The organism is Paenibacillus nitricinens (genome assembly GCF_052056485.1).
Classification (GTDB): domain Bacteria; phylum Bacillota; class Bacilli; order Paenibacillales; family Paenibacillaceae; genus Paenibacillus_AQ; species Paenibacillus_AQ nitricinens.
The window spans coordinates 6,698,956-6,713,819 of record NZ_CP183948.1 but is presented as its reverse complement, the minus strand read 5'-3'; the positions used below and the strand labels follow the sequence as shown (position 1 = coordinate 6,713,819).

The window sequence follows — 14,864 nt, the reverse complement described above, 5'->3', positions numbered from 1 at the left end:
AATAACATTTTACGACATTATTCACCTTACTTTTACATGGGAGTTATGATATGTTTTGGTTGAATATGGATAATTTAAAAGATGAGAGGAAGAATGCGTATGGAAGCGCTGGTGTGGACATCCAATCATAAGCTGGAACTCTATGAACGGAAAGAACCACAGATTGCAGCCCCGGATGAAGTTAAGATCCGGATTGAGATGACAGGCATTTGCGGAACAGATCTAGCGGTCATCACCGGTAAAGAGGAAGGAGTTCCAGGAATCATTCGCGGTCATGAGGCTGTAGGGACCGTAATCGGAATTGGCAGTAATGTTGATCGTGTTAAGGTGGGGGACCGTGTAGTTATCGATCCGAATCAAAGCTGCAATGAATGTTATTTTTGCTTGAAAGAGCAGCCGCACTTATGTATAGGACCGGATGGAAATGGGATGCCGATTGCTGGTTTGAATAGAAATGGGACATTCACTTTTTTTTACACTACTGCACAAACGTTTGCACACCTTCTGCCTGATCATATGAGCTGGGAAACGGGGGTATTAATCGAGCCGCTTGCCTGTGTGCTGCACAATTTCAAAGAAGCTAATGTCACAGCTGACGATAAGGTGCTCATTCTTGGATCGGGTCCAATGGGACTGTTAAGTCAAAGGGTGAGCAAATCAAAAGCTGCGCTCACGGTAGCGACGGAAATTAATCCCTATCGGTTGGCATTTGCTAGAGAAATCTCGGATTTTGCTCTAACACCATCCCAATTAAATCAAGCTACCGTAGATGAAATCTGTGCGGGACATAAGTTTGATGTGATTATCGATACGGTGGGCACTCAGCTCGAAGTGGCGGAGAAATGGATTGAGCGTGGAGGGCGCATCATTCCTTTTGGAATTAATGCGAAGTATCGGTACACCTTTTCCCCTACCAAATTCGTACAGCAGGCAATCAAAATTATCGCAACGGGCGAATACCGCTATATGTTCGAGGAAGCTTTGCAATTTGCCGCTGAGAGGCCTGAACTAGAGAAACTGGTGACGAGAAAAGTTAAGCTCAATCAGCACGAAGCAGCAATAAACGAGTTGATCGGCTATGAATTGAACTCTTTGAAGGTGGTTGGGAGTGACACCGTAAAGACGGTTTTTGTTCCCTAAACGTAGAACTGCAATCAACGAGAGGTGGATCTGTTAATGAGCAAAGAAAGCAAATTTAGACTTGTTCAGGATTACTTGTCTATACACAAAGATAAAGACGTCGCGCCAATTTGGATACCTGCTGTGTGGAATGAGTGCAAATATGAGTGTGTTCTTTTCGAAAAAGACGAGGAAATTTGTGTGCATCCGTATGATTTTTTAACAGAGCATTTGAAGTATATAGACAAGCTTTCGTGGAGATATTCGCTTAAGGAACGCACGAATTTAGACGACAGCGCAATCTATTCTTCGTTAATTCGTTATTCGACGGCTTGGGATTACAACCATGATGGGACAATCCAATCTGGTACTTTTTTAAGATTCCTTATTCTTCTGCCGCTGTTAAAGAAAATGGGCATCAATATTCTGTATATGCTTCCAGTGAACCAGTACAGCAGGTTGAATCTGAAGGGAGATATCGGGTCACCTTACGCTGTGCAATCGTTATTCCACTTGGATCAGAACCTACACGATAGCCTGCTGGATGGTATGGAGCAGTTTACGATCCACGATGAGCTCAGCGCTTTGGTAGAAGCTTGTCATTTACTTGATATTAAGACTGTTGTTGATTTCATTCCCCGTGTAACGGCGAAAAACAGTGTGTTCATTACCGAACATCCTGAATGGGTGTATTGGATCAAAATGCAGGAATTAGAAGGCTTTGCACCGCCATCGATTCCTGAGCTTGGATTCTTTGAGGAGTGTACTCCTGACAAATTGGAAACGGTCTACCACAGCCAGGAAACCGCAGCATTTCTGCGGAAGTTCTCGCCGCCGCCCAATGAACTTCATCCACTCCTTTGGCAGCAGTTAAAAGAAAGAGCTGCTAAAAATGGAGATGAGCTATTAACTCTGGTGGAGCAAGAGATGAGGATAACGACCGCTCCCGCGCATTCGGATTGGATTAACGATGTGCAGCCGATTTGGACAGACATTACGTTCTTGCGCCTTTACAAGGACGTCTCTCCGCAAGTGAGACATCTTATAAGTTCGGATCAGGCACCGTATGTTCTTTTTGATACGATTAAATGTAATGACTATCCAGGTGAGGAGCCGAATCTGAAGCTGTGGGATGTGTTGGAGGAGGCCGTACGGTTTAATCTCGAAAAGTATGGGATTGATGGCTTCCGTATCGACATCGGACATGTACTTCCTATTCCGCTGTTGACTCGAATTTTTGACACGATTAAAGAGTTGAATCCGAATGCGATCTTGATCAGCGAAGATTTGTTCAATCGTAATCACAAGAAGGCGGCGAGCACCGGCTACAACATTATGCTTGGCAGCGGATGGAATGTCATGACGCATATGAATAAAGACAATCTCGTTTCATTCTTAGAGGAGTTGCCTGAATTAAATATTCATGTGTTCGCCTGTGCAGAAACGGCAGATACGCCTCGGATCACGAGCCGTGGCGGTGTTGAGGTAGCTCGGATGATCGCGGTATTTAATCAATTTCTTCCGAATGCAATTCCATACGTGACGACTGGTTATGAAATGAATGAGGAGCAGCCCCTCAACTGTGGTCTTGGTGACAACACGAACGGAGAGGAGATTTCTCGCGCTTTTTTTAACGTCATGAAAATTAATTGGACTAATCCTGCACCGATGCTGCCACTGCTGACAGAGCTAAGTGAACTTAAGAAAGATTGGCCCCAGCTAGTGAAGCCAGAAAACTTTTTCGTGGCGCAGTCCCCGGAAGGTACAGTTCTGTACGGGTATATGCATGGCGAACAGACGCTGCTCTGCTGCTTTAACTTGAGTGCTGATGCTTCCTGCCAAGTTGATTTGAAGGCTGCGGTACCTGGGCGGTGCCCAATGACCGTGACGCTGGATAGTTCCTTAACGGGCAGTATCGTAGGTCAGACGATAGACAGTATACTGCTAGCACCAAATCAGGCTTTAGTGCTCGTAAACAACCATAGACAAGTTAGTTAAGGGGGAGAGGCAGCGATGGAAAAGAAAAACAAAGAAATCGTGTTATGGCATGAGTTTGACGGTCCGGGAGATACCTCGATTGAGGTGTTGGAGGGAATTTGCAAGCTGTATACAGAGCGCTTCGGCGTACAAATTACGCCACAAGTGATGAACATTACGGAGTTGACTGCGCGCCTGAACCAAATTAAGGACACTCATCAAGGTCCGCATCTGGCGATGGTTCCTGCGGATATGTCCTCCTATGTTGAGAATGGCCTTTACTCTGAAGTACCAGGATGGCAATTCGAAGATGCACTGACTGAAGGGGCACTTTCAACGATGCAACTGGATGGTGTTCAGTATGGTATCCCGGTATTACGGGGCAATCATCTGGTTCTGTATTACAATCCGGAGATATACGCCAGTGCGCCGACGACATGGGACATGTTCGAAGAGGCAGCAGAGAGGTTGTCCGCTCAAGGCATCATACCGATTGGAGCAGATTTACAGCAGGGTTATTGGTTTATTCCGTTTCTTACAGCTTTCGGTGGTTGGCCTGTTCAGGATGGAAAGCCGAATATCGTTACCCCTGAAATGAGGCAGGCGCTTCAGTTCATCCGCGACAAAATGGATCAAGGTGTGATTGTTAGTCTCGACGGCTCTACAGGACTGCTAGAGCAATTCATTGAGGGTAAGATCGGCGCTATTATTTGTGGCGAGTGGATTTATAACCATTTGGATAAGCAGATGAACAACAGGCTTGCGGTTTGCCAGCTTCCGGTCATCGAAGGGCGACAATCACTATCTATGTCTTCTTCCATCGGCCTTATCTACCCTAATCATTCGTTAACGTCTGAGGAGCGGGAAAATATTTTATCCTTCACGCATTTTATGTTGAGTGACGAGTGCCAAACCATGTGGACGCTAGGCGTGCAGCGGATCCCGGCTCAGGAAGAGGTGCTGAACCGTCTAGGTGCCTCTGCTATGCCTAACAAAAAGATGATTTTATCGCTGTTGGATCACGCACGGCCGATGCCGACGTACCCCTTCATGATTCAAGTATGGGAGGCGCTAAATACGGGTCTAACCGAGCTGCCCTTAAGCAATCCTGAACAAGCATTGAAAAAAATAGAACAGGCCATCCAAGCATCCTGGGGCGTATATAAAAGCTAAAAAGAGACGGGGAGAAGAAACATGAAAACAACGATATTCAGCCAAATTTCGATTGACGGTAAGCTCACTATGGGAGCTGGTAATTCGAGTAAGGAGCTTTTTTCTTTGTTTTCCAGTAAGGATATGGAATTCATTCATCTATTCCGGGGGAATGTGCAGGGCATTATGGTCGGCAAAAATACTATTCTGACGGACAATCCCTTTCTTACTAATCGGTATGAGGAGAACAAAAATCCAATCCGGATCATTCCGACGACCACCTTGGATATTCCGCTGGATAGCAATGTGCTCTCGGATGAGGGGAGGACGATTATTGTCACAACCGAGAAAGGGCGGGATGAATATAAAATCAAGCAAATCCGGGAAAGAGGGAAGGAGTGCCTCATCTGCGGTGAGGATAAAGTCGATTTCGTGGAGCTTGAACGTCAGTTGGAAGACAACTTTGGCATTACCAGCTTGATGGTCGAGGGCGGCGGCTTTTTGAACTGGCATATCTTCAATCAAGACATCGTCGATGAAATTATTCTGATGCAGCTCCCGATCATCATAGGCGGTTCCACGAACATTACTTTAGTGGATGGAGACGGGTATCAGCAATTATGCTTTGCGAAAAAGTTCAAGGTTGTAGAAATTCAGCCAAAAGATAATTATACGCTCATGCGCTACAAAAAAGTGATATAACCTCACACAAAGTCATAGACTGCGAATGGCTATGGACGCTGTAAAATCGAGAATATGGGGGTTGTGAACGATTCATGTCAGAGAAAGAGAACTTCTACAAAAGTGTGTATAAAATCGCTGTGCCCGTTACGCTTCAAAGCTTACTGATGGCATTGCTCAATTTGACGGATCAATTGATGGTCGGGCAGCTTGGAGATGTGGCGATTGCCTCGGTGGGGATGTCCACCAAAATATATGGGATCATTGCGGTTGTCTTGGCTGGTTTATCGACGGGTGTATCCATTTATGCAGCCCAGTTTTGGGGGAACAAAGATTCCAAAAGTGTCTCCCAGGTGCTTGGCCTTGGACTGATCGTCGGCTTCGCGTTCTCGTTCTTATTCTCTGCAGCGGTCTTCATCGATTCGCCGCTTTTTCTGAGCATGTTCACGACAGATGCGAATGTAATAGATAATGGGTATATTTTCCTTCAGATCATGTCGATCGGCTTTGTACCTGTCATGCTCACGATGATGTATTCCGCGATTTTGCGTAGTACGGGGCATGCCAAATGGCCGATGTATGTAAGCTTAATTGCTGTTGTTTTGAATATTATACTGAATTACGTACTTATTTTCGGGAACTTCGGTGCTCCAGCGCTTGGTCTGAAGGGCGCGGCTATTGCTACCCTTATTTCCAGGGTGGTAGAATGTTTGTTGATTATTGGTGCCGTGTACCAATATCGTTTACCGGGCGCTGTTGGGCTAAAGAACTTGTTCATCATTCCTAAACCGCTCATCCGCAAGTTTTTTGGAACGACGTATCCGCTGCTGCTGACTGAATTGATCTGGGTATTGGGTGAAACGGCATATGCGATTATCTATAGCCGCATGGGGACGATGGAGATGACGGCGATGACCATTACCTTCCCATTGCAAGGGCTTTGCATCGGCTTATTGTCCGGTCTGGCTAGTGCGGCTGGGGTATTGGTTGGCAACCGTTTGGGTGCGAACGAAACGGACATCGCACTCGATCATGCGAAAAAATTTATTCGTCTTGGCATTATCATCTCTCTAATTGTCGGGGTTATCATTGCGGCAGGCTCGAAGCTGTATGTCTCCGCATTCAATATCTCCGAGGATGCTAAACAGATGAGCATATATATCGTTATCGTATTCGCTGGATTTCTTTGGGCCAAAGTTTCCAATATGATCATAGCAGGCGGTATTCTAAACAGTGGGGGAGACAGCAAGTTCGTGTTTAGCATGGAATCGACCGCGACATGGCTGATAGGTGTCCCCTCCGGGTTGTTGCTATCATACGTCTGGAAGCAGCCTGTCTACCTTGTATATCTCGTCATATCACTTGAGGAGGTTGTCCGTTTTGGGTTCGGTTACGCCCGGATTTACTCCCGGAAGTGGATGAGGAATTTAGTTAACGATTTGGCTGAAAAAGCGATGTAAGGTCAAAGCACATAAAAGTAAACACACATCCGGGCTGTGGATTGCTCAAGGCTTCCGTGTATTTCCGCCTAAGGGAAAGTCACGGGAGTCTTTTTGTAACTAATGATATGATTGTCGTATGGGGTGGCTTTGAACGGGCGATAATTAATTAAACGAGTCTAGTCAGAAAGGAACTGCTATGCAAGAGACTTCTAGAAACCATAGATTTAATTATTTTTTTGAAATGATTCTCTACCTCATTTGCGGAGTATCAATTGTTTATTTTGGCCTGAATGGAAATTATGATAAAACATTTCAAGCGGCCCTTATCATTCTGGTCCTGTTACTCTTTAAGGGCTTAATCACAAGGACCAACAGCGAACTGCCTCCCGTACTTCAATTTTCGGTGCTGGTCTTTATCACAATCACGATGATGCTCGCCAATTTATTCAATTTGTATGGTGTCATCCCTTACTTAGATAAGATTGAACATCTGCTGTCTGGAATTATTTTATTCTTCGTAGGACGATTCATCTTGTTCAAGTTGGCTAAGCGTAAAGAGCTGGGCGGTCTGCCTTCTAACATCATCACTTGGTTCGCGTTCCTGTTTGCTGTTGCAATGGCTGGAATGTGGGAGATTTATGAGTTTACGGTGGATCATCTCTTTGAGCTTCATTCGCAAAATGGTAGTTTGACCGATACGATGATGGATATGATTTGCGGAACATTGGGCGCTCTCGTCGCTTCCTTCTATTTATTCGTAAAAGCACGCAGAAAAACGTAGCTTTGATCAACGTTAATTTTCACGTTCACTAGGAGACTTCTTAGGAATTCTAATCTGAAAAATGGTTTCCGTCACGGCTTCGTCCAGCAATTGCACGCTGCCATGGTGCAATTCCGCGATTTCCTTGACGATCGAGAGCCCGAGGCCGAGCCCTTCGCCTTTTCTTCCACCGTCGGCGCGGTAGAAACGCTCGAAGATATGCTCGCGATCCTTCAGGGCGATACCTTTACCCCGGTTTTTGACCGTGAGAGCCACTTCCTCTTGTTCCTCCGTTAGTCCAATTCCCAGATAATGTCCCTCTTCACCGTAACGAACGGCATTGTCCAGCAAGTTGCGCAAAGCACGTTCGATTAGCGGTGCGTCGATCATGACCTCGACATCTGTATCTTGGATGTCTGCCTCCACCACGATGTTCTTATCGTCCAGGAATAAGAGGTACTCGGCTGCGATCTTTCGCATTAATTCCGACAGATTATGCGGAGCGAGCTGAAGCCGAAGTAGATGCTCTTCTTGACGGGTAATGTCAAGTAATTGATCAAGCAGCTTATCCATGTAGCGAGAGCGCTGCAGGATGATTTTGGCCCCGGACTGAAGCTCGTTCTCATTCTTGTACGCACCGGTTCGGATCATTTCGGCATAACCCAAAATCATAGTTAATGGCGTTCGCAAATCGTGAGACAGGTCCGATAAGAGCAGTCTTCGCCGATGTTCTAACTGTTCGATGTGGGCAGACTGGCTCTGGATACGCTTTGCCATTGAATTGTAGTGCTGAGTCAGCTGAGCAATCTCGTCCCTCGACTTATCCTCCAGCACGATGATATCGCGTCGGATTCCAACTTGGTTCAGCGCGTTGTTCAGTTTTGTAATGCGACGATCGGTGGAAGAGAAAAACCATAAGGAAAGGAGATAGGGTAGCAACAACGCCAGTAACAGAGGTAAAATAAATGTTAGTAAAGCCTTATACGTTCGGAGAAAAAAATATATTTGTCCAGATGTCATGTCTTCGCTGGATAAACTCAATAACATGTAATAGGATCGATGATCATGGGCAACGGAATAAGTGAGAGTGATCGGAGTATTTTCACCCCAAAGATTATTTGGCATATGGTCAACACGGTCGGCTAATTTGCGGAAGTCGTAGGAATTATTCTCGCCGGCGGAATCATACAGCGTCGACCCGTCCTCAGCCAGCCACTCTAGGCGGATCTTGGAATGCGGGCGTAGTACTTCTTCCAGAAGGGGTTGAACCTCTGGTCCCGAGTAGGCGTCTTGCCGTTCTATAGCCGCAAGTGCTTCATGTGAGATGGCGTTTAACGTCTTCAGATCATATCCTGGGGTCCAAGTCTTCCCGGTCATTAGGGTAATCGTAATAAACAAGACGATACTTCCTGCGGCACTGGATAGCATCATCAGCCATAGCTTAGTTCGTCTCTTCATCGTCCGTCACCTGAGAGGCGGTAGCCGATGCCGCGAATGGTATGAAGATTAGATTGGGACCCGGGTGCGCTTTCAAGTATTTTTCGGATGCGGCTGATGAAGACGCTGAGGTTGTTGGCGTCATAGTTTTCATGCTGCCAAACTTGCTTGTATATTTCTCCTTTTGTTAGTACGCGGTCAGGATTGAGCATGAACACTTGCAGTAGATGGCATTCGACTGGAGTCAGTCCATGTTGTTGCCCATCATTATGTAGTACATAATTGTCGATATCCAGAATAAGCTTATTCAATTGAATCACATGGGGCCGGCTAAATGTCTCGGGATGGCGCCTGCGGAAATGGGCCTGTATCCGCGCCAGCAGTTCCATTGGACTGAAAGGCTTGGTCATATAATCGTCCGCTCCCAGTCCAAGCGCATCAATTCTGTCCTCCACCTCTCTTCTCGCACTAAGCGCAATAACCAGCGTTTCCGGGCGATGTTCCCGCAAGTAGCGTAGAACTTCGAAACCGTTACCGTCGTCCATCATGATGTCCAGAACGATCAGTGAGAAAGGCTGCGTTTGTAGCTGTAGGATCGCCTGCCGCCCAGACTCCGCTTCGGAGATGTCCCATCCCGCACGTTCCAGATGTAAGCGAATAAGCTCACGAATGTCGGGTTCATCATCGACGATCAGAATCCGGTCCATGTTTTCATCACTCTCCATTCTTCGCTAAATATGTTTTCATTATTATAGCAAGATTAGATAAAATTAGGATTAGAATATCATTTGGAGATTTTGATAAGTAGAAGTCGGTTCTTAGATAAACATATAATGGGTACATTGAAAAGGACAAAAGAGGGAGCTACATACATCGTAACTAAGGTCATAACTGAGGAGTGGTAGGCATGGCACGTATCTTATTTATTAATGCTGGATCAGAGGGACATATCAATCCAACGATTGGTGTTGTACAGGAGCTTATTTCTCGTGGAGAAGAGGTAATGTACTTCACTATAGAAGCTTTTCGGGAGCGTATGGAGGAGACAGGTGCTATAGTACGGACATTGGACGCTCAACAATTTGTAAAGGCCTTTATTTCAGGTGGAAGGGATTATCTGCTTGAAAGAGTCAATGGGCTTTTACTTACGGCGGATATCGTTATACCAAGCGTTCTTGAACAGATCAAAGGGGAGCATTTCGATTACATCATCCATGATTCGATGTTTGGTTGTGGACGTTTACTGGCTCAAATTCTTAATCTTCCTGCAATCAACTCTTGTACTTCTTTTGCACAGACTAAGGAATCATTTGATCAAATCATGGAACGATTCTACACAGAAGCGCCTGCAGAAATAGTAAAAGCTGTAGACGATAGATTTCAAAGTCTGACCTTAAAAATAAAGGAACAATACGGTGTACAGATTCACTCTCCTTATGAAGTGTTCTGTAATCCTGCACCACTTACCATCGTGTATACGACAAGGGAGTTTCAACCTTATGGAGAAGCCTTCGACCCATCATATAAATTCGTTGGTCCTTCCATCTCTGCACGATTAACGTCAGATCATTTTGAATTTTCTGCAATCAAGGGGAAGGACCTAATTTACATTTCAATGGGTACGGTCTTCAACCAAGCAAGTGATTTCTATAAGCTTTGTTTTGAGGCATTCGGGAATACGGATCATACGATTGTTATGTCCATTGGGAACAAAGTGCAAATCTATGATTTGGGAGAAATTCCTCACAACTTCATAGTTAAAAACTATGTTCCACAGACGGATATATTACAGTACACAAAAATATTCATTACGCATGGTGGAATGAATAGTGCGCATGAGGGTCTCTACTATGGGGTTCCGCTAATTGTAATCCCACAAAGTGCGGATCAGCCGATCATTGCGGAGCAAGTCGTCAATCTTGGAGCGGGCATTAAATTACAAATGCAAGGATTAACTGCAACTGAACTGCGTGAAGCTGTAGAGCGTGTGCTCACCCTTCCGTCATTCCCAAAGGCTGTTGCAACGACTAAAGATTCTTTTCGAACATCCGGTGGAGCTCATCAAGCTGTTGATGAGATTTTCGAATGGAAGTGTCAATATCTTGGTTAGTGTGCATGGCCATCCGTTGAAGGATGGCCATATTTGTTTAACTTTCGAGACAAGCCTATCGCGTACTCTCCACATAATTTAAAATAGCGTCTCTCAACTCAAACTCATACGTCAAACCATTCACAAGTCCTACCACATGATTGCTGTCATACAGATCAAGCATGAAGCCAGCCATTTCCTTCGCGGTATGGAATTTCCGCACAGCGCCGTGATATTCGAAGTTCGTGACATCAAAAGCACGCTTCGCGAATTCTGTTTCTGTTGCGGCAGGTGCCAACACTTTAGCCTGCATAGGTGCACCTTGACTCTTTAATTCATGAGAGAGTCCTTCGGTAAATGCACTTACATAAAACTTGGTCGCGCAGTAGGTTATAGCATTGCCCACAAGGGTGTAGCCGCCACCAGATGAAACGTTGATTAATTGCGTTCCTTCAACAGTAGAATAGTCACGAACGAAAAGAGAGGAGAGTATGGTTAACGCTTCTATGTTCAGATGTAGCATTGTAGTTATTTTATTTAAGTCTTGCTCGGCTACTGAAGCGAAGTTCCCAAATCCGGCATTGTTGATCCAGGTTTCGATGGCATATCCTTGCAGGCCCTCATACAACGTATAAGCATTCTCGATAACGGATAAATCAGCCGTTTGAATGACGACCTCTACATTCGGTTGAATCCGGGCAATTTCAGACTGTAATTCCTCCAGCTGTTCCTTTCTGCGGGCCACAAGGATTAAGTTTTTTCCACGAGAAGCAAAAGCTAGGGCTGTTTCATAACCTATCCCTGAACTAGCGCCGGTAATTACAGTGTATTTCATGTGAATGCCTCCTATTTTTTCTACGAGAATGTAATTCGATCTTAAAGCGATTTGATTATATAGGTTAGAGTTTACTCTAAGGCAAATGTTTTTTATAATCAGGGTGACTTTCAAAATAAAATAGAGTAGAGGATATGCATGTACACGATTAGCGAGGTATCCAAGTTATTGGGGATAACCACATATACACTGAGATATTATGAAAAAGAAGAGATCGTTGCTCCGATACGAAATGCCAATGGGGAAAGGGTATATGATGATACTCATCTTGCTTGGCTGCGATTTGTGCTGAGGTTAAAGCAAACCCAAATGCCCATCTCACAAATCAGGCAATATGCCCAGCTATATTTAGAAGGAGAACATACAAGCCAAGCCCGCTTGAATCTTCTGGAAGATCATAGAAGCTCAGTTCAGGATCAAATCAGACATTTAACAGAGACAGAGAAGATGCTGAACAACAAAATTGCTAATTACAAGGTCTTCATTAGTAAAGGGAATACACTGGATTTGTCTATGGATGACTAGTAGTACAATTACGCTTCATCCATGCAAAAGGGGAGTACCTCAGGCCTTACGGCCAACAGGTACTCCCTTTTTCCTCCTAAATATGGATCTGTTGCTGCGATAACGATTATTATTTCAAAGGAATTTTGATCTCCAGTTGTTTGTTGTAATTCTTAACTACATTGCCTTTGGCATCTACTTTATAAGCCCCGGCAGTGCCTTTTTCAAATACCGCTTGATAAGGTCTGATAATGAGATATTCTGCGGCCGGGCGAAGCGCCTCGAACAATAAATCTTCAGAAACAGTATTCTGGGTTGTTGCAACAGATTCCCGTGCAATATATTCTAATTCGTTTCCCAGATTATCATAAATATCATATCCTAAAGCCTGTGCTTGGGTAGCAACCCCTTTCACTGCTAAAGCAATGCGCACAGAAGTCTCTCCCACAGCAACATGATTGGTTTTGATTTCAAATTGGTTGTCTTTCTTTAAAGCGGGTAGCTGAATGTTACGCGCTACTCCTGCTTGCTTGAGAGAAAACTTTAGTACATACGGATCTTCGATTCCGTTAAGCTTCACATGGATGCTCAATTCAGAGGAAGCTAGGCTTGCCTTTTGCTGTTCAGTTAGCCATCCGGTCTGCAATACAACAACCGCCTTGTTGGCGTCAGCATCACTGATCCAGCGTGGTGATTGTAAATCAATCCCTCCTGGTCCAGAGATCTTGGCGTCTATCCCCACAATGGTTCCTTCTGCCAGATAAGTTTCACCTTTCTCATTCAAGGTTACTCCTGCGAGCATTCCTGAGAACAGGGATCCCTCACGGTTCAGATCGATCTTAATATAATTACCGTCAAACTGTGCACTGCCCTTTAAAGTAAGCTGATCGTGTGAATCGGCGACTTTTGTTGTATTCAGGGAAGCTTCAGCGGCGATTTGAACACTGGCTGCTTGGGTTAGAGCCGGCATTCCCAACGCTCCAAGGCATACAGCAGCACTTAAAATTACAGACAGTTTCGTAGTCATTTTCTTCATGAAATCCATCTCCTTAGTTTTTATTTAACTAGCACGTTTATTTCCAGACCGTCGATATAATGCTTCATAGGATTTCCAGCATGGTCTATTTTGAATGCGCCACTCTTACTTTTTGGGTCCTCGAACTCATAAAGATAGCCACGGATTGTGAGCATATTGGGATGTTTCTCGAACGGCTCTACAAGCAGATTCAGATCCCGCGATCTATTGGAAGACAGGAGTGCTTTTTGTGATATATTTTGCAGAACCATCCCCTGTTCGTCCATCACTTCAAAGCCAAATGTATTAAAATCTGCGTAATCGCCGCCAGTCTCTTGTTCAAGCTTAAGCAACAGACGTGTCGTTAATGGGCTATATTCCAGCTTTTGCAGCGTCAGACTCCATTCCTTTGCTTGTGCACGTATATCAGGTACGGCAATACTATTTTCTGTGACCTTCCGTGCAGGAATCTCTAGAATATATGGTGTATCTATACCGTTTAAGAGAAGGGTTACAGTCAGTACAAATTGATCAGGAAAAGGCTTGGTGATCCCCAAATTCGAAGTATCCACCAGTTCAAAAATAGCTGTATTCTGCTCCTTGCCTTCCATCCAGGATAGAAAAGGAACAGCTTCCCAACGACCATCTGAGAATTGCTCCATTGAAACCCCGTCGATCAATACTTCTGCTGACATTATCGAACCTTTCCCTAGAAAAGGTTTGCCATCTGCTCCAATCGTCACCCCGGCAAGCTTACCGTCCAGCCCTTCTCCCTCACGTTTCACTGAGAATGCCAATCGGTTGCCATCAAATACTGCTTCTTCGGCAGACAAGGTGATTCCATCATGCGTCTCACTGCTATTCGGTCGGGTGATCAGACCCAGACGCTGAGCGGCCTGCAATCCTATATCATCTGCCCTTTCAAAAATCCCACCAATCAATGGAAGCTGCTTGAGCGCATTGGCCAATGTTGGCGGATAGACGGCCGTTAGCATAACACTTAGCACTATCGCTGCAGATACAGCAGCTGCGATTTTTGGATATATCCGTTTTTTCTTTTCCTTTTTCACAGGATCCTGGACAATTGTGGCGAGCGATGCATAAATGGAATCCTGCCGCGACCGCAGTAAAGGAGGAAGCTCCTGTGTATTAGCCTTTCCTAGCTCCCTGATCTGCTTCTCTAAATGGTTATTATTCATTAGCAAGACCCTCCTCCCGCACAGGATGTATCTGTTTGGACAACAATCTCCGTGCGCGATGAAGTCGTGCTCTGACCGCTCCCTCGGAGATGTCGAGCACATCTGCAATCTGCTTAATGGATAAATCGTCATAATAAAAAAGCACGATAGCAAGCCGCAGGGATTCGTCCAACTGATTAATGAAGCTTTGCAGGTCTACGTTGCCTGAATCTTCAAAATGCACATAGGAATCGACCGGTTCTTCGGGAATCTCCGCCACAGCTATAGTTCGCTCTCGCATACGAAGTAACTGATTGCATTCATTAATCAGGATGCGTATAACCCACGTTTTAAAAAACTTAGGCTGTTTAAGGTTGGTGAGCCCTTTATACACCTTCAGTGTCGTTTCCTGAAGAGCATCCGCGCAATCTTCATCTTTTAGCAGAATGGTTTTGGCTAATCTGTACAACTGGGATTCCAGTTGCCTGAAAAGACGGGTAAACGCCTCGTGGTCGCCTTTCTGCGCTTTTTTGATATCCAGTTCGTTTTCCAGCAAATGATTGTTCCTCCTTGAGGGCCCTCTGTATGATTAGATGGAGAAGGCATACAAAAAGTTATATTTGGATAAAAAAATCTAAAATCTATTTAATATCATCTATTCCAGAATAATGGAAA

General features: G+C 44.9%; 14 protein-coding genes. 8 read left to right on the top strand and 6 right to left on the bottom strand.

The features are described 5' to 3' along the window. The first annotated feature begins 99 nt into the window (after positions 1 to 99). The 6 genes from ACN6KS_RS29880 to ACN6KS_RS29855 all read left to right on the top strand — a co-directional run bounded on the left by ACN6KS_RS29880 (position 100) and on the right by ACN6KS_RS29855 (position 7,152). Positions 100 to 1,140 carry a zinc-dependent alcohol dehydrogenase gene (locus tag ACN6KS_RS29880; RefSeq protein WP_440961059.1) on the top strand — a complete coding sequence of 347 codons (1,041 nt, stop codon included), beginning with the start codon at positions 100 to 102 and terminating at the stop codon, positions 1,138 to 1,140. A 36-nt stretch (positions 1,141 to 1,176) separates the two neighbouring features. Further along, on the top strand, positions 1,177 to 3,117 hold the full coding sequence (locus ACN6KS_RS29875) for an alpha-amylase (protein ID WP_440961058.1): 1,941 nt from the start codon (positions 1,177 to 1,179) through the stop codon (positions 3,115 to 3,117). A gap of 15 nt (positions 3,118 to 3,132) precedes the next feature. Further along, positions 3,133 to 4,269, top strand: a complete 1,137-nt coding sequence (locus ACN6KS_RS29870; RefSeq protein ID WP_440961057.1) for a sugar ABC transporter substrate-binding protein — start codon at positions 3,133 to 3,135, stop codon at positions 4,267 to 4,269. A gap of 21 nt (positions 4,270 to 4,290) precedes the next feature. After that, positions 4,291 to 4,950, top strand: a complete 660-nt coding sequence (locus ACN6KS_RS29865) for a dihydrofolate reductase family protein (protein ID WP_280788038.1) — start codon at positions 4,291 to 4,293, stop codon at positions 4,948 to 4,950. A gap of 74 nt (positions 4,951 to 5,024) precedes the next feature. Next, the gene (locus tag ACN6KS_RS29860) at positions 5,025 to 6,389 is read left to right on the top strand and encodes an MATE family efflux transporter (protein WP_341136009.1); all 1,365 of its coding nucleotides are present in this window, start codon (positions 5,025 to 5,027) and stop codon (positions 6,387 to 6,389) included. Positions 6,390 to 6,567: 178 nt separating this feature from the next. After that, on the top strand, positions 6,568 to 7,152 hold the full coding sequence (locus ACN6KS_RS29855) for a hypothetical protein (protein WP_094868485.1): 585 nt from the start codon (positions 6,568 to 6,570) through the stop codon (positions 7,150 to 7,152). A 12-nt stretch (positions 7,153 to 7,164) separates the two neighbouring features. Here ACN6KS_RS29855 and ACN6KS_RS29850 read toward each other — a convergent pair whose 3' ends face one another. Together ACN6KS_RS29850 and ACN6KS_RS29845 are read right to left on the bottom strand one after the other, a co-directional pair. Next, complete coding sequence (locus ACN6KS_RS29850; RefSeq protein ID WP_341136007.1) at positions 7,165 to 8,589, bottom strand: HAMP domain-containing sensor histidine kinase; 1,425 nt, start codon at positions 8,587 to 8,589, stop codon at positions 7,165 to 7,167. Further along, positions 8,586 to 9,275: a response regulator transcription factor gene (locus tag ACN6KS_RS29845; RefSeq protein ID WP_179281477.1), complete on the bottom strand. Its 690-nt coding sequence runs from the start codon at positions 9,273 to 9,275 to the stop codon at positions 8,586 to 8,588. The genes ACN6KS_RS29850 and ACN6KS_RS29845 overlap by 4 nt, the downstream gene beginning before the upstream one ends. Before the next feature lie 200 nt (positions 9,276 to 9,475). Between ACN6KS_RS29845 and ACN6KS_RS29840 the strand changes: the two genes are divergently transcribed. Beyond that, a complete protein-coding gene (locus ACN6KS_RS29840; RefSeq protein ID WP_440961056.1) occupies positions 9,476 to 10,678 on the top strand; it encodes a macrolide family glycosyltransferase in 1,203 nt (400 codons plus the stop codon). A 55-nt stretch (positions 10,679 to 10,733) separates the two neighbouring features. On the opposite strand, the gene ACN6KS_RS29835 is transcribed toward ACN6KS_RS29840, so the two are convergent. Beyond that, positions 10,734 to 11,492 (bottom strand): SDR family NAD(P)-dependent oxidoreductase, encoded by a 759-nt coding sequence (locus tag ACN6KS_RS29835; RefSeq protein ID WP_094875289.1) that lies wholly within the window; start codon positions 11,490 to 11,492, stop codon positions 10,734 to 10,736. 138 nt (positions 11,493 to 11,630) lie between these two features. Between ACN6KS_RS29835 and ACN6KS_RS29830 the strand changes: the two genes are divergently transcribed. Then, positions 11,631 to 12,017: a MerR family transcriptional regulator gene (locus ACN6KS_RS29830; RefSeq protein ID WP_440961055.1), complete on the top strand. Its 387-nt coding sequence runs from the start codon at positions 11,631 to 11,633 to the stop codon at positions 12,015 to 12,017. A gap of 109 nt (positions 12,018 to 12,126) precedes the next feature. On the opposite strand, the gene ACN6KS_RS29825 is transcribed toward ACN6KS_RS29830, so the two are convergent. Genes ACN6KS_RS29825 through ACN6KS_RS29815 form a run of 3 tightly spaced genes read right to left on the bottom strand, consistent with a single transcriptional unit; the run spans position 12,127 to position 14,745 of the window. After that, positions 12,127 to 13,032 (bottom strand): DUF5643 domain-containing protein, encoded by a 906-nt coding sequence (locus ACN6KS_RS29825; RefSeq protein WP_440961054.1) that lies wholly within the window; start codon positions 13,030 to 13,032, stop codon positions 12,127 to 12,129. A gap of 20 nt (positions 13,033 to 13,052) precedes the next feature. Next, positions 13,053 to 14,210: a DUF4179 domain-containing protein gene (locus ACN6KS_RS29820; RefSeq protein WP_440961053.1), complete on the bottom strand. Its 1,158-nt coding sequence runs from the start codon at positions 14,208 to 14,210 to the stop codon at positions 13,053 to 13,055. After that, complete coding sequence (locus tag ACN6KS_RS29815; RefSeq protein ID WP_256989671.1) at positions 14,203 to 14,745, bottom strand: sigma-70 family RNA polymerase sigma factor; 543 nt, start codon at positions 14,743 to 14,745, stop codon at positions 14,203 to 14,205. Before ACN6KS_RS29815 ends, ACN6KS_RS29820 begins: the two co-directional genes overlap by 8 nt. Positions 14,746 to 14,864: the final 119 nt, after the last annotated feature.

Excerpts from the sequence above, each read along its gene's own strand:
- ACN6KS_RS29880 (WP_440961059.1), top strand. The coding sequence starts at position 100 with ATGGAAGCGCTGGTGTGGACATCCAATCATAAGCTGGAACTCTATGAA.
- ACN6KS_RS29875 (WP_440961058.1), top strand. The coding sequence starts at position 1,177 with ATGAGCAAAGAAAGCAAATTTAGACTTGTTCAGGATTACTTGTCTATA.
- ACN6KS_RS29870 (WP_440961057.1), top strand. The coding sequence starts at position 3,133 with ATGGAAAAGAAAAACAAAGAAATCGTGTTATGGCATGAGTTTGACGGT.
- ACN6KS_RS29865 (WP_280788038.1), top strand. The coding sequence starts at position 4,291 with ATGAAAACAACGATATTCAGCCAAATTTCGATTGACGGTAAGCTCACT.
- ACN6KS_RS29860 (WP_341136009.1), top strand. The coding sequence starts at position 5,025 with ATGTCAGAGAAAGAGAACTTCTACAAAAGTGTGTATAAAATCGCTGTG.
- ACN6KS_RS29855 (WP_094868485.1), top strand. The coding sequence starts at position 6,568 with ATGCAAGAGACTTCTAGAAACCATAGATTTAATTATTTTTTTGAAATG.
- ACN6KS_RS29850 (WP_341136007.1), bottom strand. The coding sequence starts at position 8,589 with ATGAAGAGACGAACTAAGCTATGGCTGATGATGCTATCCAGTGCCGCA.
- ACN6KS_RS29845 (WP_179281477.1), bottom strand. The coding sequence starts at position 9,275 with ATGGACCGGATTCTGATCGTCGATGATGAACCCGACATTCGTGAGCTT.
- ACN6KS_RS29840 (WP_440961056.1), top strand. The coding sequence starts at position 9,476 with ATGGCACGTATCTTATTTATTAATGCTGGATCAGAGGGACATATCAAT.
- ACN6KS_RS29835 (WP_094875289.1), bottom strand. The coding sequence starts at position 11,492 with ATGAAATACACTGTAATTACCGGCGCTAGTTCAGGGATAGGTTATGAA.
- ACN6KS_RS29830 (WP_440961055.1), top strand. The coding sequence starts at position 11,631 with ATGTACACGATTAGCGAGGTATCCAAGTTATTGGGGATAACCACATAT.
- ACN6KS_RS29825 (WP_440961054.1), bottom strand. The coding sequence starts at position 13,032 with ATGAAGAAAATGACTACGAAACTGTCTGTAATTTTAAGTGCTGCTGTA.
- ACN6KS_RS29820 (WP_440961053.1), bottom strand. The coding sequence starts at position 14,210 with ATGAATAATAACCATTTAGAGAAGCAGATCAGGGAGCTAGGAAAGGCT.